Genomic DNA, 21054 nt, shown 5'->3' on the forward strand with positions numbered 1-21054 from the left:
CTATTAGTTGTTTAAATTATGCACATCCATCCCTTTGCGATATAAATAGCGATGAAGTTCATCGCCGCATACCTAAAATAACTAACAACAGTAATTACGGCTCAGTTTACGTGGTGTTTAACACATCCGATTTTAATGCTAACTCTAAATGGACAATTCATTTAGATGAGATAACTGTCAATGGTGAAAAAATAACGAGCTCACCATTAGAATTTTGCTATCACCCCACAAAAAACTGAATAGGAATAGAGCCGTTAATGCGCCCATAAAACGAGTGATAGTTCCCTCATATTTTCATGCTTATAATTCTATCTATCGCTTCATTTTACACTTGCGCCAAAAATGGCTATATAATAAATTACATAACGATAACAAAATAAAAAATTGGAGACACAATGAAGTTATTTATGTTCTACATTGGTGGCAATGCTGGTAAATCAAATATTGAAGTTCACGATATCCAATTTGTTGTAGCAGAAAAACCCACAGATGCTTGGCCTGCGTTAAGAGAAGCATGGTTTGGAGATAAAGACAAAATACATATTGATGGTTATGCAGAAATCACTTGGGTTGATGGATTTAATATTACTCTTAGTAATAAACCTAGCGATAGTAGCAGTAACTTATATTTTGTTAATGTGGGAGGCTATCATCCATCAAATCTAGCTGAATTACATGAGTTTGATTTATTTGTTGCTAAATCAGCGAACGAAGCTAAAGAGAGAGCTATTGCAACACTTTTAGTAGATAGCCAGCAACAACATAAAGACAATCTGAAAGATGTTGATGATTGCGTTTTATTGAGCAAAATCGGTGATTTTTACATTCATCTAATACCAAATAATTCAGGTGAACATTTCAAACCGTTATGGCAAGGTTATCAAACTATTGGTATTGAAAAGATTTAATAATAAATTTTGCTGCGCTGTTATTTTTCAGCGTAGTAAATTGTATTAATTACGCAATCATCAATTTATTTTTAAATAAATATCAGTTTAAACCACATTGTATCTCTATTTAAAATAACTTTATCGTATTTGCTTGTTATTTTTATTATTTAAAATTCATTAATTTTTTAAAATAAAAACCTTTCTTAGTTTTTGGGAATTTATTCCCATAATATATTTTCCGCTCGTAATCTCGACCAGCATAGTGATCATCACCATAAAATTGACCATATAATGCAGTTTTAGGGCACACATCGTCAGAAAAAAATCTATGATTATTATCCACTTCAATTTTCCTTATTTAAATTAAATTTTCAACCTTTTTAAATTAATTATAAATATTTTCAATTTTCATTAATTATTTAACACCATACCACTCTTATAAAATAGATCCAGTATTGAACTATTTTATTATTTAAAACGAATTAAAAACATAATTAGACAAAATAAAAATCGAGTGTATGCTATATATACCAGACACTCAATTTATTAAAAACATCTTACTTATTATCAATACTCTTATTAGCTATTCCAAAAGGAATATGCACCGAAGGTAATTCAGATGATGATTTTAAATGCAACTTTTGGTCATCAAAGAATATATGCGGTTTTAAAATTCTCAGAACATTAGCTTTCTCTACCCCACCCATAAAAAAAGCTTCATTGATAGAAATTCCCCATGCTCTCATCGTGTTAATAACACGTTTATGAGATGGTGCATTGCGCGCGGTAACAATAGAGATCTTAAGTAATGGAATATAAGTAGGATCTTGTTTTACTTTCTCTAACTCCAATTTTTGAATGTCAGAAATACGCAGTAAGAATTTTTTTAATGGCCCAGGGTTATGAGGTACATCAACCATTTTGGCTTCATGATTATGAAATTGAGACAACTCGCCTGAAGTTTTATAAATAACTTCCGCTTCATCATCAGCAATCACACCATCAAAGTCGAAAGCAATTCTTAATTCATCAGCATCATCATCATTAACATGACCGGCTAATATCTGCCCTGCTGGATAATTTGCATAAATCGCTTGTAAAACATCATCATGATCAGCAGATAAAAATAACTCAATATCAAATGCTGGAATATAAATATGAGGCGATTTTCCTTGAAGAAATACAGCTCGAGTGATCCCTAAGTTATAATGTTCAATAGAATTCATCACTCTTAATCCAGTGTCGGGATCATTTCTGGATAACAAAATAACTTCAACTAGAGGATCGTCAGGCCTAATGTTATTTAATTTCAAAAGGCGACTAATAAAAGGAAATGCAACACCTCTATCTAAAGGCATATCCTGCATTTTATGTTGATACTTTCGATAAGCTTCCTCCCCTTGTGTGCGAAAAATATTATCTGATTCTTGTAAATCAAATAATGCACTAGAAGAAAGCCCTATGACTAATCTCTTCGTCAAATCATACGCCATCGCAAAAGTTCCCTATTAGTTCCTTTTATTCTTCATAATATCACTCTTTCAAGAGACTGAAGATAAGAAAACTTGTACACAAAAGTGCAGACAAAATAATGCTGTTTACCTACTTATGAGCATCTATCATCAAATTATATATCGCATCAAATAATAGTGATTATCATTTGCATTTAATGAATATCCTTATTATTGTTATAACTATCATCAATAAGGAGAAAACTCATGGTTAAGAAAACGATACATTTACGCTCTAAACACTTTAAAGATTTAGTCAATAAAATGAAAAAAATGCATGCTGTTAAAAATACAATAAGCCCTCAATCAGAAAATAGTGATCTTATTGTTATTAATAATAAAATTCCTACTTTGGTTTCTGTAAAGTAAGAGGACTTATTGACTTTTAGTGTGAATAAATAGTGACCATAATCTTCATAGGGTTGACATATCAAATGATAATGATTATCTTTTAAATTGTGAATAGTTGAGTATTTTACTTGGTTTTTCACAACGACATTGCTCACATTGCTTCTAGTATTTATTGACCAACTCTCCTAGCGTTGGTCTTTTTTTTATCTGCATAAAACCATACGCCACTTAACACTAAATGAAGGATAAGCTTTCATACAAAATACTATTATCTTATTGAAGCTAAAATAGTTTATAGTAAAAATTAAGTAAGATAATAATATTGTATTTGGTTATCACTATCTAAAAGGATTATGAAATAACCACTTTATAATTAAACCATACATCGATAGGGATTTTAAATTATGGGTTTTATTTCCTCGAGGATTAGAAAAAACAAAGAGCTAACACCAGAGCAGCAATGGGAACAACTTAATAAAAAATATGCAGATAATCCTATTGAACGTATCCGTGAGAAATTAGCACTAGTTACTAGTATTGATCATGAATATAAAGAGTTTGGTGCTGATAATCATAAATATCAGCTAAATTCTCCGCTATCAAAAGAGAAAGTTAATCAGCTACAAGCAAAAATAGAATGTGAATTTCCTGAAGATTATATCGCTTTTGTAACTCAAATTGGCAACGGCGGCACAGGCTCTTATGGTGGCGCTGGTCCTTACTATGGCCTATATGCTTTTGATGATGCAATCGATAGGAATGGCATACAAAATTGTGCCCTACCTTGCTTACTTAGCCCTAAAATGGATATCGATGAATGGAAAGCATTATGTCATGTACCCGAAGACTGTAGTGATGAAGACTTTGATACTATTTGCGGTAGAGTTCATCAAGGTACGCTTTATTTAGGTACTTGTGGTTGCGAATACGATCTATTATTAGTAGTTAATGGAGATTATAAAGGGCATATTTTATATACCTCCGATTGGGTTAATTCAGATACTCCTTACACATTTTCCTATGAAACTTCATTTACACAATGGTATGAACGTTGGTTAGATGAAGTAATTTTAGGCTATGACACAAGCTGGTTTGGTCATCGAATGGGAGGTAATGAAGAAACGTTACTTCAATTTGCCCAAAATAATGAAGATATTACGAAAAAAATTAGTGCGATCAACTCACTAACTAAACTACCTGAATTATCCAACAATAGTTTGGATTTTTTAGAGCAACAACTACAAACTGAATATATTGAATTATATAAAGTTTCATTAAATGTTTTAGCCACCTATTTTAAAGAACAAGCACTGCCTTATATTCAGCAAGCTTTAGTTGCTCCATTTGATGAAAAAACAGATATTGTTATTCCTATTATTTACTTTAAATATAAAGATCAATGTGCTCTTTTCAAAGAGAGTCTTCTCCCTATACTTAAAGTAACTAATAACGAAGATACATTACGTTTTATCGGTTACTCTTTGACCGAATTAAACGCTATTTTAGTTGAAGATTTTCAACCATTCTTTACTCACCCAAATGTAGAAATAATAAGAAGCGCAATTTATGCTGCTTCTCATGATGTTAATTTAAAAGATAAAACATCAGCATTTTATGAACTTGCAATCTCTGAGAATGAAGAGATCAGCTTAGGTGCAATTCAGGCATTATCGAAATCAAATTACATCGACAGCAAATTGTTACCTTATTTACAACAAGCTTGGAAAATGTACCCCAAAGAAAAGAACCCTTATATACGCAATAATATTTCCTCTTATATCGCAAAGGTATACCAGAACAATGAAATTGATGTTACTCAATGGTAACTAGTAAATAAATATACATTTTCCTTTTTTAGTTGTTCCAAATAGACAATAATTAGATCTTATTATTGTCTATTTCCAATTCCAAACTCATTATAAAGAAGCTTATTGTTATTCTAACCAACAAGCTAAATTATCAAGATCTTCAACTAAATGTATGCAAACCTTATAGTTAAACCAAGGTGATTTTAGTTTACATTATTTTCCTTCACTGTCAGGTGAAATTTAAAAGCAAATGAAATCAAGCAGTTAAATAAAAAACAAACTTACACAGTCATTTATCTTCGTAGAAAATCATTTTAATTTTGCATTTATTCTTATTATTTCTTTTTAAAGTTTGTTACAGATTGATATCCTTTTTTCCCTTACTATTGGTTTCAGTATTTCATCACTGATAGATATTTAATTTTCCCCCCGCCTTGTGCGGGGGATTTTTTTATCTGAATTCTCCTCTTAAGATACTCAATCACTAAATCCCCACTATTTTCAAACTAAACGTGCTTTTATATTTTTTCCCATAGCGCAAACGTATTAGGGCTGTTATATCTTTTGCAAAGGATGGGAGCTCATATGGCAATAAAACTCAGATTAGTTACAGAGCAAGATGTACAACACCTTCATAAAATGGGAAATGAAAGTTATCGCTATCATTTTGCTGCTCTTTGGCATCAACTTATTGAAAGATATATTGAGTGGTCTGGTATAGGATTTATCTCATCTTCGCCCAGAATCATATATGCAAAATATATTAGGTTATCAAGGGGATAATAATTTAAATAAAAATATGCTTCGTTCTTATTTTGGTGATGCTATTTTGAGTTGGATTGACTGTACAGACGTTGCTGAAATGGCAGCTCATTGTTTGTTATCACCAAATCAACATACTGGCAATACCTACTGATTAGGGTACGAAAACAAAAATTATCAACAAATTGCTCAATTAACGACACTAAGACAATTTATTCTCAATAATAAAAAGTATTTCAATTAGTCATATAAACTTAGGTCAGCTCAACTGCTATGACCTTTTTATTATTCTACTCCCAGTTTCTATATCGAATGCTTGCAAATTATCTTTCATATTCCTATTTGCAAGTTTCCATTATTTTTCAGATTTTATGCACAGATATAAAGCATCTTATCTGCAATTGAGTTCCTTTCAATAACAGGCTCTATATTATCTATTTAAAAACCATCCAATTAAGATGAGTTTTTGTTCTTAATAATCGTTTCTTTGTAATACTTTGACAAATTTTTTTGGACTCTGAAATTACTCATTTTATAAGTTTTCTATTTTAACGACAAAATGTATCACTAAAAAATTAAGCAATTTAACTAATATCAAAAAAAGTTAACTTATTAACAAAAATAATAAAAAACAAGTTTATTACGTATATTTCAAGTAGTTATATAAATTTAAATCAATTTATGCTAATAATAAAGCACTGAAAAAATCACAAAACCATTCATAAATCTTTATCTAGCTGTCATTAACCATCAAGATTTTTTACAGATTGATATATTTTTTTCCTCTAATATTCCTTCCATCAACTCAGTACGAACAGATATTTATTTATCGTACACAAAAAAATTAAAAATTAACCAAATAAAGAATATTTGAGGAATATAGAATGAAAAAGAATTTTATTATCGGAACTTGCTTAGCACTTTTATTATCAGCTCCAACTATGGCAAATAACAATAAAGTCATCGGCTCAGGAATAATTATATTTACAGGCTCTATTGTAGAGGGAAATTGTATGACTGATTCAGTAGGAAATACTTTTAAAGCAAATTGCTGGAATGGAACTGAAATGGAAGAAACTTTACATAAAATCGAACCTAATAAAATGTTTAATGCTCAATTAGGTGAAAATAAAGGTTCAATGAGTATGAATTGGATCAAAGAAAATGTAGGTATAATGGATATCGTATATAATTAATATAGTATCTTTAAAATCCTATATTTTTAATAAACATTAATCTCTATTAAATAGAAATAATATTTATTATTAAATAACGAGTATATATTTTCCAAGAATTAGAATTCATTACTATATGAATGGTATTTTCTATTATGGTTATAATATATTAGGCAGATATAGTTTATTTCTATATCTGCTAACTCTGTTTTAACTCGTTTATAAAAATTCTTATTTTCTTATTTTCTTATCTTTACTTTGCCCTCCCTATTCTTATCTTCTAAATCCATACAAATCCTAGGGTTGACAAACTAAGTGATAATGATTATCTTTTACATTGTGAATGATTGAGTATTTTACTTGGTTTTTCACAACGACATTGCTCACATTGCTTCCAGTATTTACTGTGACCAACACATAATGTGTTGGTCTTTTTTTATATATTAATCATTAATTATAAAAACTAGCTTCACCCGCTGGCCGAGTTTTAAAGCGACGGTGAGCCCATAAATATTGTTCTGGAGCCCTCATAATTTCAGTTTCTATCAGCTTATTCATTCTATCGGTGTCATTTTGAATATCCTCAGAAGGATAATTAACTAGTTCTTTACCAATGATTAAGCTGTACTTTTTACCTTTCTGATTTTCATTTCTAACTAAAGTGACGGTTAAAGAAGGTGCTCCTGATAGTTTCGCTAGTATTGCAACCCCTTTTGAGGTTGATGTTTTTTCAACAGAAAAGAAAGGAGAGAATGTTGTGCCTTTTAAACCAAAATCTTGGTCTGGAGCAAACCAAATTGCTTTTCCTTTTTTTAGCTCCATAACCATAAACTTTAGGTTACGTCTATCTATCATACCTTTATCTGAACGGCATCTTGCTTTAGTTTGGATAAACTCCATCGCTTTATTATTATGTGGCCTATACATCGCATTTACAGGGAAACAAAGCCCCATAATGCGCCCACCTAATTCTAGTGACATAGAATGTATACCAATGAGTAAAATTCCAGCTTTTTTATCACTTGCATCAGTAAAATTGGAGATCCCCTGTACTTCAAAGAGGTTTCTTAATCGATGATCACTCCAGAACCACGCCATACCTGTTTCAAATAATGCGATACCTAGTGACGATAAATTATCCATAACAAGCTTGTTAATTTCATTTTCATCTTTATTAGGAAAACATAATTCTAAATTTTTCTTTATTATAGAAACTCTTCTTTTGACAAAGAAACGAGATAACAATCCGAGATGTTTACCTAAAAAAAGTAACCACGAATAAGGTAGTTGTACTAATAAAAAAAGAATAAAAACACCAAACCAAGTTAAGAAATATTTGGGATGTAATAGATGCAATGAAAAAATATTTTTAGCGTACACAAGCTTGTCCTTTAGGAACTAAAAAGCATTTAAGCCACATTGAATTAGACAATAATTATTTAAGATAAATCATTAAATATTACTTTTATTTTTTATCTTAAATTATTTTTATGATTTATCTGATATCTTTTATTCTAATAAAAATTTTTTCTTTCTTTTGATTGAGAAGGCAATAACTTAATGCCTTTATTTAACCATTATAAGAATTTCTTTATTAATTAATGTATTTATTTGTAAAATTTACTAGTAATTAAGGTAAATACACTTCTAATAATTAAATTAATTTACATTAAATATTTACATAACTTTAATAATATTATTTTTTACGCTTTGCTAAATAAACTTTAAAATAAAATATACTGGAATTTGACATAAAAAAACCCCACCGAAGTGAGGTTCTTTAAGTCTTACTTGTATTGATATTGCATCAGCAATATATACAGTAATAAAACTCAATATATTACAGAGCGATTACGTTCGCTGCTGCTGGACCTTTAGCGCCATTTTCGATAGAAAATGAAACTTCTTGGCCTTCTTTCAGAGATTTGAAGCTGTCGCTTTGGATCGCTGAAAAGTGTACGAATACATCTTTGCTACCGTCTTTAGGAGTGATAAAACCAAAGCCTTTATCATCGTTAAACCATTTTACTGTACCAGTCATTGTATTAGACATAAGATTTCCTTTAATTAATTAGTTTGCCATAAGGCATTGTTTTCGGTTTGATTTCGGATTTTTACTTATGGTCACTATTTGAAGGAATTCGCAACGAAGAGGTATCAGGGATAACGCTAAACGGTGAACTACTTAAAACTGCACTAACATAAATAGGTCTGTACTTCCAAACCAGTGGCGCTATTAAGTCATATAATTCGTTTTATAGCAAATTATTTTCATCTTTATTTTAAAAATAACTTTTTACACATTAAATTAGAAAATAATTATAAGATAAAAACAATTATCTATTTCAGCTATCTCTTTATTTTAATTTAATAATATGAATAAAAAAGGTAGATACTGTTATTTTTTTAAGATAACTCGTATCTACCTTATCATTAACGTACTACATCACCTTAATCAGCCAGTTCTAATAAAATTTCTTCTGTTTTCGTCCAGAGAAGTGCCCCCCCTTCTTCTGGCCATAAATGACGCTCTGCATTAGGAAAACGTTCAAATAATAATTCGCCAAAATCAGGAGAATGAACTGTACTGGTATCCTTCATTCCATACCATAAAGTTGTTGGTGTCTTTATTTCTTCAGGTGAAAATCCCCAAGGTTGCATCGCAATCAGTAAATCTTGAGTGTATCCATCATTACCTTGTTTAAAGGCTTCCGCCATACATTCTTGATAAACGCAGAGAAAATCAGCTGATTTATAAATAGCCAAATCGACATCAGCACTGTAATTTAGAATAAAATCCATTAACCATTTACCTGTTATATTTTGCTTAATCCAACTGGTTAACAGATCTGGTGATCCAACAGCTTGACGTTGCATATTGATAACATCTTCTGTTAGCTTTTTTTGTGTATCAGGATAATCAAATTGATCTTGTCCTGCGACAATCAGTAATTTATCAACATGACAATAAACACAAAGAGCCATCGCAAAAACAGCACCTTGTGAAAATCCCATTACATTAATGTTTTCGATACAAAGATGATCTAATAAAAATAAAATATCTTCAGAAAAAGATTTTAACGATTTTTTAGGATCAAAAGTGGAATCACCTAATCCAGGACGAGTTGGTGCAATCAGCCGAATATTAAGTCTATTTAAGAGGTCAATATCTACACCTAATAAACCGCTCATACCTGCACCAGTACAAAATAATATTGGCTTACCTTGCTCTGGACCAGATTCGTACCACGTTAAAATTCTATTATCTGGTAATGATACATTATATTTTCTTGAGTTTTTAATTTTCATTAGATTTTGTCTTTTATTAATTTTTGATAACACATTACCTGCCATATTGGATAGCAATGTCTATTTTAAAGTTCTACTTTTAAAAATTAATGTTGAGACTAGCTAAGGGTAAGACTTCATATAAACTCGCAATAAATTTTGTTTCGTTGCAGATAAACGGATAAACCGAAATTTATTTTTTGTTTTTTGAAAAACAAAAAAGAGTAGATTTTATACTACTCTCTATGAGTATAATCAAATTCGCCCTAATAAGTAAGGGCTCTACCATTGATCGCCACAACGAAAATCACAATAGGACTATCTTTATAACTAATTTTTTCATAACCAACTTATTTATGTGATAAAAAATGCGTTATCATTTTTCTATACTTGTTATTTTTTATTTTTAACTGGTTTCTACGTTATTTTACTAATTTACAGGTACGCCCCTTATCTTCAGCAACTCGCCCATTAACTGCATCATCCTCTGAAATTGTTGCTAAATTAAATTCATTTTTTCCTTTACCCCAAATTTGGAAGTTTTCACCAACATAACGAGCACCACTAGCCGCAACAGCTTCTTTTAAAACAATAAGTTCATCGCTGTAATACATAACTGCTAACTGTTCATTAGGGAAAGAAACTCTGATTTTTTGGCCTTCACAGTTATAAGTATCCGTTTTAGCTGCCAAAGCAGGAGCTGTTATTAATGAAGAGACTAAAGCAATAGCAAAAATAGAAAATAACTTATTCATTTACATCTCCTAAAATAACAAAGTAAGGTTTTACTAATAAATTTAGACTAGACTTTATCTTTAAAAGATAAAATAGGATACCTCCGCATTTTATTAAAATTAAAATATATATGAATATTTTAACTTAAGATTAATTTTAATAAAAAATCATCAATCATTGATGATTGAATTAAAATACAATTTTTTAATTAATATCAATTTTAAATCAAATAAATTACAATACATAACTTTACATTATTATCCGCCTATTTTACTTTATTCAATGTAATTATCACTATACGATATGCTATTATCCTAACACCTATAAATTTATTGTAGTTCAATAAATTAAGTCGATCTTGTTGAAAAATATCGATAGAAAAAATAATAGGAATATTCATGCTACAAGAGAATGTTGTTAAAGATATCATCGTCTGGATTGAGCAGAATCTCGATTCACGTTTATCGTTAGATATTGTTGCTGAGAAATCAGGCTATACAAAATGGCATTTTCAGCGCTTATTTAAAGCGTATACAGGAATATCTTTAGGAAAATACATACTCGCTCGTCGTTTATCTTGCGGCGCCTATGCGTTAAGAGTAACACGTTGTAGCCTATTAGATATTTCATTGAAGTATCGCTTTGACTCCCAACAAACATTTTGCCGAGCCTTTAAAAAACAGTTTAATATTACGCCTTCGGAATATAGAAAAAAACCAGGCTGGGATATTAGTGAACTAATTTTTCCTGCATTAGAAACCGTTGAACTGAGTGCTAAATATGAGGTAGTTACATTCCCATCTCAAAAATTAGTTGGCATGTCACATCATTACAATAAGCCTATTTCAACATGGGATTCAGACAAGAAAAAATTCAGAAAAGAATTTTGGCGTAAATTTTTAAAAGATGTACATACAATCCCCACAGAGTTATATGCAATGCATCGGGCATCTGCAAGTACATTAGAAGATACTATGTATATTTATAGCACTGCTGTTGATAAAGAAAAGTTAGCAAAAACATCAAATGTTTCTGCCATGTCACAATTAGAATTGCCGAGTGGCAACTATCTGGCCATTACATTTCATATGAATGAAATCTTAGATTCATTAACTGGCTATGATGACATTATTTATACGGTCTATACAAAAATACTTCCGAAAATGAATTTATTGCGTAGACCCGGCCCAGACATCGAACGATATACGCTAAAAGAATCTGTAAGTTACGATAAATTACTTGGCCAAAGCGACCATTACGTACAAAAGATTAGCTACTATATCCCCGTTCTTTAATTAATTTCATCTATAAAAAAGATCCCAATTTAAATGGGATCTTTCTATTAAAATAGATAGCTGAAATATTTCTCTGCTATCAGTCTTTTTTAGATTTGTTAGCAAAGAAAATATCGTCTTGGATATCTTTTGTTCTTACTGTAAATAATTCATTCATTAAATTTTCAGTTAACTTTTCAGCATCTGCCATGACTCGTAGATTAAATTCATTAAGCATTTTATTTGCACCAGCTTTATCTGTTTTCACCATAGTGAGATATTTAGCTTCCATTTCTTTTTGCTCTAATGCAGTTTTTACTTCCCACTCTTGATAAGCTTTTTTCACTATTGGTGCGAGTTTTGGATAATCTGTCATTACTAATGTTTGTAATTTACGATATTTCCAGTAAATAGAATCACTGTCTGCTTGATTACTTCCTATTCCATAATGTTGCGGATAAGCTTTTAATCCACTGTAATACGGAACAAATGCAGTTAAATCCGCCATGCCTAAACCAACATAGGTAACTTCACCTATTTCCTGAGGAAGTTCAGGGCGAACTTGCATAACATGAGCTTCATAAGTTCTGAATACACTGATTGGACGCCATGATTCTTGACCATTTAATCCATTAGTATATGGGTCGTGCTCTGTTCCTTCAAAGTGATTACGTAACATCGCTTTAGCTTCTTCAACAGATACTTTTTTCTCTGGTGTTAATAAAGGTGCGAAATTACGACCATCATCCACAGCTTGTTTTAATGATGGATTAAATTGTTGCTGAATAACCCATACACGCGGATCATTATAAGTACGATCTCGTTCATCATCTCGTGTATAAGCTTTTGAAAAATTAAATTCCCCTTCTTTTCCTGGGTTATATAGCCCTTTCTCAACAGCAAATTCCACTAGATTTTTAGAGCCTAAAACATCATTACTGTTAATATCGTAGTGTTGTAATCGGCCTTGGTTTCCTGTCGCAAAGTACTTATCTTTAGGTAATTTTTGTGCAATCCAATGATGTCCTGTCCCAGTTTCTAAATACCAAAGCTCATTTTTATCAACAACAGCAACACCAAATCCCTCACCAGCACCTTGTTTTTCAATAATACTTCCTAATAATTCCACTGCTTCACGAGCTGTTTTTGCTCTTGAAAGTAAGACATCTGGAATATCATCTTCAGTTATCCCAGTATCTTCAACATAGGGATCAAAAGAGAGCGCTTTAGGTGAAGCAAAAATAGATTCTGTACCACTAACCCCCACACCCAGTTCATTAAATCCTGTTGCACCATGGAGTTGTGTTTTCCAATTAGGTACGGTGGTATAACGCAATGAATTCTTAGGTAATGGATAAGTGAAATTATTAGCACCATTATGCTCTTTGGTACTGTAAATACCCGTTTGATTCGTTTTAGCCGGATGAATAACAAAATGTTGTGCTTTTAATGCATCGCTATCTGCGCTACGAGCAATAATCAACGAACCATCATTTGTCGCTTCGCTCCCCGCTAACAACGTTGTACAGGCTAAAGCTGAAGAAACTAATGCAATATTAACGGATAAAGCAATAATACCTTTTTTGAATAAAGACATAAAACTCCCCATTTGCTTGTTATTTATAATTTATGTATCAATTAAGTATCTTTTTAGAATCAAAATAAAAAACCAGATAGATAATTTGATGCGAAATATTAGCAATGAAAATGTGTGAATTTCCGTGATTTATATCTCAATGATTATTATATTTCTAAATAAAAATATTAATTTTATGCATTATATTAATATCAGAGGGCTTTATTAAAAGATATATTTAATATACAAATAAAACCAGATGAGCTTTGTTATTAACATTATTTTAATGTAATTGATAGCAGTGTTTTTTTATATAAATAACCATTGATATTAAAGACGATAGCAATACATTAAATCTGATAATAACTTGTGTTAATTTTGTTGTACTAACCTAAAAAAGAACTCCAGTTTTATTTTCTAGAGCTCTTTTATTGAAATCTATTTTCTACTTTTTTCTTGTATAAATTCAAATAGTTGATTAAACTCTTCTATTGTTCTAACGGCTCTCATTGGAATTATTATATAATTATGTCTTTCTAAATCTATAAAAATATATTTTTTATAAACAAAAGTATCAATAACAGCTGGCCAATAAGTTTTATAAGAAATATTTTCATCTCTCTGCTCTATAAACTTTCTATTTATTCTTAAGTCAAAATTATGGCCAATTCCTTCAATTTCTCTTTTTTCATTTTTTTAGTTAAATACTCATCTAGAGAAGAAAAAATTCCCAACATAACTAAGAAAGAAGCAAAAATAATAAGAATATAAAGATTAAGATCTTTCAGTCGCTGTAGCTCATCACTTACAACATCATTATTTAAATAAATATTAATCGCATTTAAAATTAAGAAAAAAACAGAAAGACCTGATAAAATCAATAATAAAATTAATAAATTAGAAAGAAAGGCATAACCTTTAATATACTTTCTCTCTCTTAACTTCATTTTTTTATGGAGTTTTTTTAATTCATTTATTGATAATGAATATTTTAAATAGAATCGGTTTTTCATATAATTAATCCTTTAATAACATTACCTTATAAGCTTTATAATATCATACCACCTGCTTTATAATAAAAGTTATAAATCCCAAATAACATTTATAATCTACGTCTTTACTCTTAAAATATTCCTTATAAAAACCATTTAAAATTTCCATCATCACTATTATTCAATAATCAATTCATTGACGGTATAATCGTATACAAGATAAACTGACTAAAACAAAAAAACATAATGACAATGAACATAAAAAGAACTTCTTGGTCAGGGGGATGGGCGACTTTACGTGACCTTGAAATTATACAAACCGTAATCGATCAAGGAAGTGTTACTAATGCAGCAGAACAGCTGGGTATTTCTCAACCAGCAGTAAGCCAGACATTAAACCAGATCGAAAAACGTTGTGGTAAAAAGTTATTCAGTCGTGAAAATAATAAACTAATCCCAAACTCTGATGCCTTATTGCTTTATGAAGAAATTGCCAATATCGCCGAATCTTTCAGTCGATTGAGCCATTTTCATCATCAAGAAAAAAAACGAAGTCTACGGATCCTAGTTCCACCAACATTAGCTTATGGTTTTATCAATCAGGCCACTACTCTGTTTATCAAAAAATATCAAGTTAATGTCCATTTAGAAATATCTAGAAGTGAGCAGCTACTTTCTTTAATTGCAAAAGAACAAGCTGATATTGTCATTACTGATAATATGACCATTAACAGCAATTATAATTTGACTCAAATTCCGATGAGAGAAACTCAAATTATTTGTGCAATCCCTAAAACACATGAATTATCTACAAAAAACACCATCACACCTGATGATTTACATGAACAGTCTTTTATTGCTTTAGTTAAAAGTAATATTGGGCGCACAGTTATTGATCGAGCACTCAATAAATCAAAATCTAAGCCTAATATTATTGCTGAAGTTTCTGATCAAGATACAGCTATGACATTTGTAAAAAATGGCTTAGGGATCAGTTTAATTAATTCATTTCCTACTATTGAAACAGAAGATATTGTTTATAGAGAATTTACACCGACGATTATGAGTAATATTTGTTTTTTCACATCGCAAAAAACAGAGCATGAAACACAACTTTATATTGAGTTTATTAAAGAACATCAACCTGATGCCTCTTTATTTTCGACCCCAATTAAATAGTTATTAAGGTCTCATTCTATGCAATATCGATAAATAGAAGAGACCTTTCTCTTATTTATGCATCTCAAGAATAGAGAGAATACCTTCAGTAAAAAGTGTTAACCCGATGGAAAGCGCCTCTTCATCGATATCAAATTTTTCTTTATGATGTCCATCACATTGATCTGCACCAACTAAGAAGAATATCGCTTTTCCTTTTTTCTCTTGCACTCTTCTTACCATTAATGAGACATCCTCACTTCCTCCTAAAGGTAATACGACATTTAATAAATCTGGATGCGCATCAACAACACCTTGCATGATATCTATCATTTCTCGATCATTTCTGAAATTTGTCGCTTCGCCCGTAATGTCTATTTTTGTTTCTAGTTGGTAAGTAATTGCAATACCATCAACATATTTTTTTATACTATTAAATAAGTATTGTGTTATTTCAGCATCTTGCCCACGCACTTCTAGTTGCATTTTCGCAGAGCGAGGAATAAGGCTACGATTTTCGCCTGCAATTAAGGTTCCAATATTCACTCTAGTCATACCTTTACCATGCCTTGGCGTTGCTAATATTTCATTAGCTAAAAAGCATGCTCCGGCTAATGCGTTATTTCCTTTTTCTGGTTCATCAATAGCATTAGCGGATTTTCCTTTTAAAGAAATATCTAATTTAGTGGTACAAAGAAAATCAAAAGGATCGAGTGCAATTTCACCTTTTTTCAAGTTACATCCAATATGCATCCCCATAAAATAATCAGTATCATCTAATACTCCACTGTCGCTTATTGCTCTTGCACCTCTCACTCCTTCTTCTGCGGGTTGGAATATCAATTTATATTTCCCGCGTAAAGCGTGAATATTTTGTTTTAACCAATGAGCAAGGCCAAGCCCTATTGCAGTGTGTCCATCATGACCACAAGCATGCATTAATCCAGAACGGCACGAAGCAAACCCTTGTTTATTAGGCAGATGAGTATCGTCATTTGACTCTTGAACATAAACACAATCAATATCGAAACGAAAGGTAAATGTAGGGCCAGGAATTTCTGTATCAATAATAGCCATACACCCTGTTAAACCGTCCATTTCAGCCAATAACTCAGCACTGATCCCTTCTTCTTCGGCTATTTTAATGGCCTCATTAACTAATTTTTCATCTCGACCTAAAATACTTTCTCGACAAATAATATGAGGCCCCGCTTTTACTTCAATATTCATCTCTCGCAGTACACTGATTATCGTGCCTGTCGTCACAAATTCAGTCCAGCCAATTTCTGGAAACTGGTGAAACGTTCTGCGCCATTCTATTAGTTTATTGGTTTGGATCGGCTTCATTATTTTTCCCTTACAAAAAATAAACCTCTTATTAAGAATAAAAGAGAAGATAATAAATAATACATTATAGTTATCATAACTTAATAGTTATACAAATAGATGTGATCTCAACATCATTTTGCTTATTTTTAAAGCCGATATTTTAATAATGGAGAATCAATGAAATGGTAAGAAATAATGTTTAAAATCAATCAATAATAAATATATAACTATAAATCATTAATAAAATTTAGGTATAAAAATAGCCACTAAAGTGTTTACTCTTTTAGTAGCTATTTTATTAATGATTATTCATTTATAAATCGCATTAACTGCTGACGTAATTGCTTATTCTCTTGTTTTAACTGTTCATTTTCATCTAATAAAGTCAATGCTATAGCGATACCGTGCCAATCTAATGCGAGCTCTTTATGAAGTTTTAATGCACGATGTGTCACCACGATAGCATTATCATCAAAAAACCACTCCTGAGTTTCAATTTCTAGCGGTTCAATTACACCAAGTGCTACAAATTCTTTGAGTTCATCATTTGATATTCCAGTATGATGACAGAACTCAGTAACAGTAAATACGGTTGTTGTTAAATGACCCATTATTTATTCTCCCAGTCTTTACGTGGATTATAATCGGTCTGACTATCTGCAATTTGTTGCCATAATTCACGTGTCTTTTCATCGGATTTAGGTGGCATAACAATTTTTAAAATTGCATATAAATCACCGCTAGCCTGTTTACTAACTAACCCTTTTCCTTTAATACGTAGTTTTTGTCCAGCCTGGCTTCCCGCCGGAATAGTTAACAAGATTTTTTCTTTTATTGTAGGTATAGGAATTTTTGCACCTAATGCTGCTTCCCAAGGTGCAACAGGAACAACTATTTCTAAATCATGACCCTTAATATCAAATAGAGGATGAGGCGCAATACGAATTGTTAGCCATAAATCACCATTCTCCCCACCATTTTCACCTAGTGTTCCCTGACCTTTTAAACGAATACGCTGCCCATCAATAACACCAGCTGGAATTTTAACATTCAAAGTTTTAGGGATCTCTTTTTCCAAAATTCCAAAAACATTATAAACAGGTAAGTGATAGCTAATCGTACGCTTATGTTCTTCCTGCGATTCTTCTAGAAAAACGGCTAATTCTATCTCTAAATCATGTCCACGCTGTTTAGGTGCTTGTTGAGTTCGACGACCTTCAAAAGGAGAGTGTTGACCAAAAAATGAAGCGTAAAAATCATCAAAATCTTCTTGGCTAAAGCTTTGTTGATTTTTTGTATTCGAATGTTGTTGTGTAAATTGCTTAAACTTAGGATCGTTACGATGTGCCCAAAGCTCATCATATTCGGCTCTACGTTGTTCATCGCCTAATATTTCCCATGCTTGAGCAATTTCTTTAAAACGCTCTTCAGCATTTGGCTCTTTACTTACATCGGGATGATATTTTTTCGCTAAACGGCGATAAGCTGTTTTAATCGTTTTAGTATCATCAGTGGGTTTGACACCCATTATGGTGTAGTAATCCTTTAATTCCATAGTGACATCTCAATTATGTTAAATAATGAATTAAATATTAATACCCTAGACTTGGTTAATTATAGAACAAAGAAATTATGTTAGTGAGTAAACATCAAGAATAACACCTGAGAAATGCCTAAAAAGCGACCTTTAAGTAAAAGATAATTTAAACTTTAAAAAATAATTTAATCAAATAAAACAAGATATTAATAAGCCTAGAACTATATTGTCACTTTTTTTCATAAAATTGCATTTGAAATACTTCATTAGAAGAGGTAGATTTTATTCGATAGCACAATAGCTTATTACATTATCAGCAATAATTTTTCTTCTTAACTAAGATAAAAATAGAAAAATTAATCTCTTCATTTTAGGGAGGCAAAATGGAACGAATTATTATTCCCACTCACTATATCCATGTACGCTCAACACCACTTTGGACCAAAGACACAGCCCCAAAATCAATTTGGGAAAGGCATTTAGATAAAGGTACTCGCCAAGGGGTTTATCCTAAGCTGTCTGTTATGCAAGGAATGATTATTTATTACGCATATGCAGATGAAATTAGCCCAGAACCAACAGAAAAATTAGTGATTAATGCTGGTGAATTTGGTGTATTCCCGCCAGAAACATGGCACAAAATAGAAGCAAAAACTGAAGATACTGTTTTTAATGTCGATTTTTATGTCGATCCTAAAATACTTGCTGAAGGTTAATAATAATATGGAAAATGAAAATAAAGGCTATTTATTAGAATTAATTAATGCCAATGGCCAAGAAAAATCTCAAAAAATATTTCTAAATCCTAAAATTTTATATATTCCAGAAATTGCTACTAAAGAAGTTTTACTTCTAGTTAATGAGCTAAAAAATAAGGTAAATATTGACTCACAAGAACTTACCTTAGTATTAACAAATAAAAATAACGGTGTTTCTGTTGATAAAAATAGCTTTTTAGCTGATTTATTAGATGCTGATATGTCCAGTTTAATGGTGAAAGATCTTATCAATATTGTACGTGGTTATGATATAGATGAAGAAACAAATGTTTGTGGTTGGTGATCTGGCGTAGTGAAAGGAATATATCACCTTTGCTATATCTATTGATAATGAAGGTGATTGATTAATACTTAGAGAGAAAATTGAAGATCATTTTTTAATAGCCTATCTATCATCCAATACCCCGCTTTTCCTGGTGGCTTACTTCTTGACCACACTAAATCAATGTCTATTTTCTTGGGAAATTGGTCATAATCTAGGCTGACTAACAAATCATGTCCAAATTGCTCAACTAACCATGTGGGTAATATTGCCCATCCCATTTCTTGCTCTGCCATTTCAAGTAATAATAAATAGTTAGGTGCTAGCCAGTTTTTCTCACTATTAATAGCAAATTGGGCACTACTGCTTAGCCTTAATTGACGATGCATTGTTAAATGTTGATAGTTGATTTTCTTTTCTCTTACAAGTGGGTGCGTTTTATGTGCATATAGTCCTAACTTACCACTTATAGGTAAACGAGCGAAAGCAATATCAGCAGGATATTCTACTCGTGATTCCATCATACCAATATGCGCCTGATTATTTTGCAGCATATTAATCACATCATCATTCTCTGCAACAAGAAACTCAAATTCAAGATGTGGAAATTCTTTATCTAGAATTTTCAAAAGTTGCTCTGAATAAGGTGGTTGATACATATCAGAGAATACACAACTTAAACGAGGCTCCATTTCAGGCGATAGTTCTATTCTTAATGCCTGTAATCGTTCATCAGCCGATAATATATCTTCAACCAAGCTCAACACTTTTTGTCCTGCAAAAGTCAGTGTTGACTCCCGCCCTTTACGCTCAAATAATTCAAACCCCATATCATCTTCGAATCCGGCGATTGTACTACTGACCGTAGATTGGCTTTTATTTAATTTTCGTGCTGCTGCAGAAAATGATTTTAATGAAGCAGCTTCAACAAATGTACGCAAAGTTTCTATAGAATAGTTCATTATGGTATCGGTTTTTTCGATGGCTCCTATTTTGTATATATACAAAATATCATCAATAATTGCACTCGTTTTTTGTTAAATAATTAATTTGAGGTGGGACATGAGCCAATATCAAAAAACATTTACTGAGCGCGTTTTTCACGCTGTTTCATTTGAAGTAATAGCCATCGCAATAACAGCGCCACTTAGTGCATGGGTTTTGGGTCGCTCAGTTTTTCAAATGGGAACTGTTGCTATTGTTTTATCAACATTAGCTATGCTATTGAATTTATTTTATAACATGATTTTTGACCGCTATTGGCCTTTAATCAAAGGATCAAGACCAACAAAAATACGAGTCATTCATGCTATTGGTTTTGAATTAAGCTTTGTGGTTATTGGTTTACCAATATTGGCATTTTTATTAAATATGTCACTGTGGAATGCATTCTTATTAGAAGTTGGCTTCTTTGCCTTTTTCCTTTTCTATACCTATGCATTTAATCTTAGTTACGATAAATTACGTGAAAATTGGTTTAATCGTAAAGAAAAACGGGTAATTGCACGTCAATAATTACACAAAACACCTTTTGAACTATCATTAGGTGTTTTATCACTAATCAAAAGTAGGCACTCATTATTTTATATCATTAAGTTATAATATTAATATACTATTCTAATTATCT

22 protein-coding genes are annotated in these 21054 nt (G+C 31.3%); 10 read left to right on the forward strand and 12 right to left on the reverse strand.

Features of this window, described 5'->3' with window-relative positions; genetic code table 11:
- The first annotated feature begins 395 nt into the window (after nt 1–395).
- Nucleotides 396–908, forward strand: a complete 513-nt coding sequence (locus C0T34_RS16295; protein WP_109850472.1) for a DUF1543 domain-containing protein — start codon at nt 396–398, stop codon at nt 906–908.
- A 145-nt stretch (nt 909–1053) separates the two neighbouring features.
- Here C0T34_RS16295 and C0T34_RS16300 read toward each other — a convergent pair whose 3' ends face one another.
- A complete protein-coding gene (locus C0T34_RS16300; RefSeq protein ID WP_098943575.1) occupies nt 1054–1233 on the reverse strand; it encodes a hypothetical protein in 180 nt (59 codons plus the stop codon).
- Nucleotides 1234–1447: 214 nt separating this feature from the next.
- Nucleotides 1448–2383, reverse strand: coding sequence for a 5'-nucleotidase (locus C0T34_RS16305; RefSeq protein WP_109850473.1), 936 nt, complete (start codon nt 2381–2383; stop codon nt 1448–1450).
- 225 nt (nt 2384–2608) lie between these two features.
- On the opposite strand from C0T34_RS16305, the gene C0T34_RS18240 reads away from it, so the two are divergent.
- The 4 genes from C0T34_RS18240 to C0T34_RS16315 all read left to right on the forward strand — a co-directional run bounded on the left by C0T34_RS18240 (nt 2609) and on the right by C0T34_RS16315 (nt 6518).
- The gene (locus C0T34_RS18240; RefSeq protein WP_192940883.1) at nt 2609–2770 is read left to right on the forward strand and encodes a hypothetical protein; all 162 of its coding nucleotides are present in this window, start codon (nt 2609–2611) and stop codon (nt 2768–2770) included.
- Nucleotides 2771–3156: 386 nt separating this feature from the next.
- The gene (locus tag C0T34_RS16310; RefSeq protein ID WP_109850474.1) at nt 3157–4578 is read left to right on the forward strand and encodes an SMI1/KNR4 family protein; all 1422 of its coding nucleotides are present in this window, start codon (nt 3157–3159) and stop codon (nt 4576–4578) included.
- 733 nt (nt 4579–5311) lie between these two features.
- On the forward strand, nt 5312–5476 hold the full coding sequence (locus C0T34_RS18170; protein ID WP_162556840.1) for a hypothetical protein: 165 nt from the start codon (nt 5312–5314) through the stop codon (nt 5474–5476).
- A 730-nt stretch (nt 5477–6206) separates the two neighbouring features.
- Nucleotides 6207–6518 (forward strand): hypothetical protein, encoded by a 312-nt coding sequence (locus tag C0T34_RS16315; protein WP_098943581.1) that lies wholly within the window; start codon nt 6207–6209, stop codon nt 6516–6518.
- 429 nt (nt 6519–6947) lie between these two features.
- Here C0T34_RS16315 and lpxL read toward each other — a convergent pair whose 3' ends face one another.
- The 4 genes from lpxL to C0T34_RS16335 form a co-directional block, all read right to left on the reverse strand.
- A complete protein-coding gene (gene lpxL / locus C0T34_RS16320; RefSeq protein WP_098943583.1) occupies nt 6948–7877 on the reverse strand; it encodes an LpxL/LpxP family Kdo(2)-lipid IV(A) lauroyl/palmitoleoyl acyltransferase in 930 nt (309 codons plus the stop codon).
- Between the two features lie 460 nt (nt 7878–8337).
- Complete coding sequence (locus tag C0T34_RS16325) at nt 8338–8550, reverse strand: cold-shock protein (RefSeq protein ID WP_006537332.1); 213 nt, start codon at nt 8548–8550, stop codon at nt 8338–8340.
- Between the two features lie 398 nt (nt 8551–8948).
- A complete protein-coding gene (locus C0T34_RS16330) occupies nt 8949–9806 on the reverse strand; it encodes an alpha/beta hydrolase (protein WP_098944096.1) in 858 nt (285 codons plus the stop codon).
- A 401-nt stretch (nt 9807–10207) separates the two neighbouring features.
- Nucleotides 10208–10540: an MliC family protein gene (locus tag C0T34_RS16335; RefSeq protein ID WP_109850475.1), complete on the reverse strand. Its 333-nt coding sequence runs from the start codon at nt 10538–10540 to the stop codon at nt 10208–10210.
- Between the two features lie 378 nt (nt 10541–10918).
- Between C0T34_RS16335 and C0T34_RS16340 the strand changes: the two genes are divergently transcribed.
- Nucleotides 10919–11815: an AraC family transcriptional regulator gene (locus tag C0T34_RS16340; protein WP_098943587.1), complete on the forward strand. Its 897-nt coding sequence runs from the start codon at nt 10919–10921 to the stop codon at nt 11813–11815.
- Between the two features lie 79 nt (nt 11816–11894).
- Here C0T34_RS16340 and C0T34_RS16345 read toward each other — a convergent pair whose 3' ends face one another.
- Entirely contained in the window at nt 11895–13391 is a 1497-nt protein-coding gene (locus tag C0T34_RS16345) for a C69 family dipeptidase (protein ID WP_109850476.1), read from the reverse strand.
- 626 nt (nt 13392–14017) lie between these two features.
- Nucleotides 14018–14383 (reverse strand): hypothetical protein, encoded by a 366-nt coding sequence (locus C0T34_RS16350; protein WP_109850477.1) that lies wholly within the window; start codon nt 14381–14383, stop codon nt 14018–14020.
- Nucleotides 14384–14608: 225 nt separating this feature from the next.
- Here C0T34_RS16350 and C0T34_RS16355 point away from each other — a divergent pair, with 225 nt between their 5' ends.
- On the forward strand, nt 14609–15541 hold the full coding sequence (locus C0T34_RS16355; protein WP_109850478.1) for a LysR family transcriptional regulator: 933 nt from the start codon (nt 14609–14611) through the stop codon (nt 15539–15541).
- A 51-nt stretch (nt 15542–15592) separates the two neighbouring features.
- Here C0T34_RS16355 and C0T34_RS16360 read toward each other — a convergent pair whose 3' ends face one another.
- From C0T34_RS16360 to cbpA, 3 genes are all read right to left on the reverse strand, one after another.
- Nucleotides 15593–16867 carry an amidohydrolase gene (locus C0T34_RS16360; protein WP_109850479.1) on the reverse strand — a complete coding sequence of 425 codons (1275 nt, stop codon included), beginning with the start codon at nt 16865–16867 and terminating at the stop codon, nt 15593–15595.
- A 287-nt stretch (nt 16868–17154) separates the two neighbouring features.
- On the reverse strand, nt 17155–17460 hold the full coding sequence (gene cbpM / locus C0T34_RS16365; protein ID WP_075673157.1) for a chaperone modulator CbpM: 306 nt from the start codon (nt 17458–17460) through the stop codon (nt 17155–17157).
- Nucleotides 17460–18404 (reverse strand): curved DNA-binding protein, encoded by a 945-nt coding sequence (cbpA, locus tag C0T34_RS16370; protein WP_075673156.1) that lies wholly within the window; start codon nt 18402–18404, stop codon nt 17460–17462. Before cbpA ends, cbpM begins: the two co-directional genes overlap by 1 nt.
- A gap of 365 nt (nt 18405–18769) precedes the next feature.
- Between cbpA and C0T34_RS16375 the strand changes: the two genes are divergently transcribed.
- Nucleotides 18770–19102: a DUF1971 domain-containing protein gene (locus C0T34_RS16375; RefSeq protein WP_109393663.1), complete on the forward strand. Its 333-nt coding sequence runs from the start codon at nt 18770–18772 to the stop codon at nt 19100–19102.
- A gap of 7 nt (nt 19103–19109) precedes the next feature.
- The gene (locus C0T34_RS16380) at nt 19110–19448 is read left to right on the forward strand and encodes a DUF1869 domain-containing protein (RefSeq protein WP_098943599.1); all 339 of its coding nucleotides are present in this window, start codon (nt 19110–19112) and stop codon (nt 19446–19448) included.
- 68 nt (nt 19449–19516) lie between these two features.
- Here the strand turns inward: C0T34_RS16380 and C0T34_RS16385 are convergent, their stop codons facing one another.
- Nucleotides 19517–20389 carry a LysR family transcriptional regulator gene (locus C0T34_RS16385; protein ID WP_109393661.1) on the reverse strand — a complete coding sequence of 291 codons (873 nt, stop codon included), beginning with the start codon at nt 20387–20389 and terminating at the stop codon, nt 19517–19519.
- A 100-nt stretch (nt 20390–20489) separates the two neighbouring features.
- Between C0T34_RS16385 and C0T34_RS16390 the strand changes: the two genes are divergently transcribed.
- Nucleotides 20490–20942 (forward strand): multidrug/biocide efflux PACE transporter, encoded by a 453-nt coding sequence (locus C0T34_RS16390; protein WP_109850480.1) that lies wholly within the window; start codon nt 20490–20492, stop codon nt 20940–20942.
- Nucleotides 20943–21054 lie beyond the last annotated feature (112 nt).

It is taken from the genome of Proteus sp. CA142267, assembly GCF_003336825.1.
Lineage (GTDB): Bacteria > Pseudomonadota > Gammaproteobacteria > Enterobacterales > Enterobacteriaceae > Proteus > Proteus terrae.

Coding starts and splice junctions, on each gene's coding strand:
- C0T34_RS16310 (WP_109850474.1), top strand. CDS start 3,157: ATGGGTTTTATTTCCTCGAGGATTAGAAAAAACAAAGAGCTAACACCA.
- C0T34_RS16315 (WP_098943581.1), top strand. CDS start 6,207: ATGAAAAAGAATTTTATTATCGGAACTTGCTTAGCACTTTTATTATCA.
- C0T34_RS16330 (WP_098944096.1), bottom strand. CDS start 9,806: ATGAAAATTAAAAACTCAAGAAAATATAATGTATCATTACCAGATAAT.
- cbpM (WP_075673157.1), bottom strand. CDS start 17,460: ATGGGTCATTTAACAACAACCGTATTTACTGTTACTGAGTTCTGTCAT.
- C0T34_RS16295 (WP_109850472.1), top strand. CDS start 396: ATGAAGTTATTTATGTTCTACATTGGTGGCAATGCTGGTAAATCAAAT.
- C0T34_RS16360 (WP_109850479.1), bottom strand. CDS start 16,867: ATGAAGCCGATCCAAACCAATAAACTAATAGAATGGCGCAGAACGTTT.
- C0T34_RS16375 (WP_109393663.1), top strand. CDS start 18,770: ATGGAACGAATTATTATTCCCACTCACTATATCCATGTACGCTCAACA.
- C0T34_RS16325 (WP_006537332.1), bottom strand. CDS start 8,550: ATGTCTAATACAATGACTGGTACAGTAAAATGGTTTAACGATGATAAA.
- cbpA (WP_075673156.1), bottom strand. CDS start 18,404: ATGGAATTAAAGGATTACTACACCATAATGGGTGTCAAACCCACTGAT.
- C0T34_RS16345 (WP_109850476.1), bottom strand. CDS start 13,391: ATGTCTTTATTCAAAAAAGGTATTATTGCTTTATCCGTTAATATTGCA.
- C0T34_RS16335 (WP_109850475.1), bottom strand. CDS start 10,540: ATGAATAAGTTATTTTCTATTTTTGCTATTGCTTTAGTCTCTTCATTA.
- C0T34_RS18170 (WP_162556840.1), top strand. CDS start 5,312: ATGCAAAATATATTAGGTTATCAAGGGGATAATAATTTAAATAAAAAT.
- C0T34_RS16390 (WP_109850480.1), top strand. CDS start 20,490: ATGAGCCAATATCAAAAAACATTTACTGAGCGCGTTTTTCACGCTGTT.
- C0T34_RS16380 (WP_098943599.1), top strand. CDS start 19,110: ATGGAAAATGAAAATAAAGGCTATTTATTAGAATTAATTAATGCCAAT.
- C0T34_RS16355 (WP_109850478.1), top strand. CDS start 14,609: ATGACAATGAACATAAAAAGAACTTCTTGGTCAGGGGGATGGGCGACT.
- C0T34_RS16305 (WP_109850473.1), bottom strand. CDS start 2,383: ATGGCGTATGATTTGACGAAGAGATTAGTCATAGGGCTTTCTTCTAGT.
- C0T34_RS16385 (WP_109393661.1), bottom strand. CDS start 20,389: ATGAACTATTCTATAGAAACTTTGCGTACATTTGTTGAAGCTGCTTCA.
- C0T34_RS16340 (WP_098943587.1), top strand. CDS start 10,919: ATGCTACAAGAGAATGTTGTTAAAGATATCATCGTCTGGATTGAGCAG.
- C0T34_RS18240 (WP_192940883.1), top strand. CDS start 2,609: ATGGTTAAGAAAACGATACATTTACGCTCTAAACACTTTAAAGATTTA.
- C0T34_RS16350 (WP_109850477.1), bottom strand. CDS start 14,383: ATGAAAAACCGATTCTATTTAAAATATTCATTATCAATAAATGAATTA.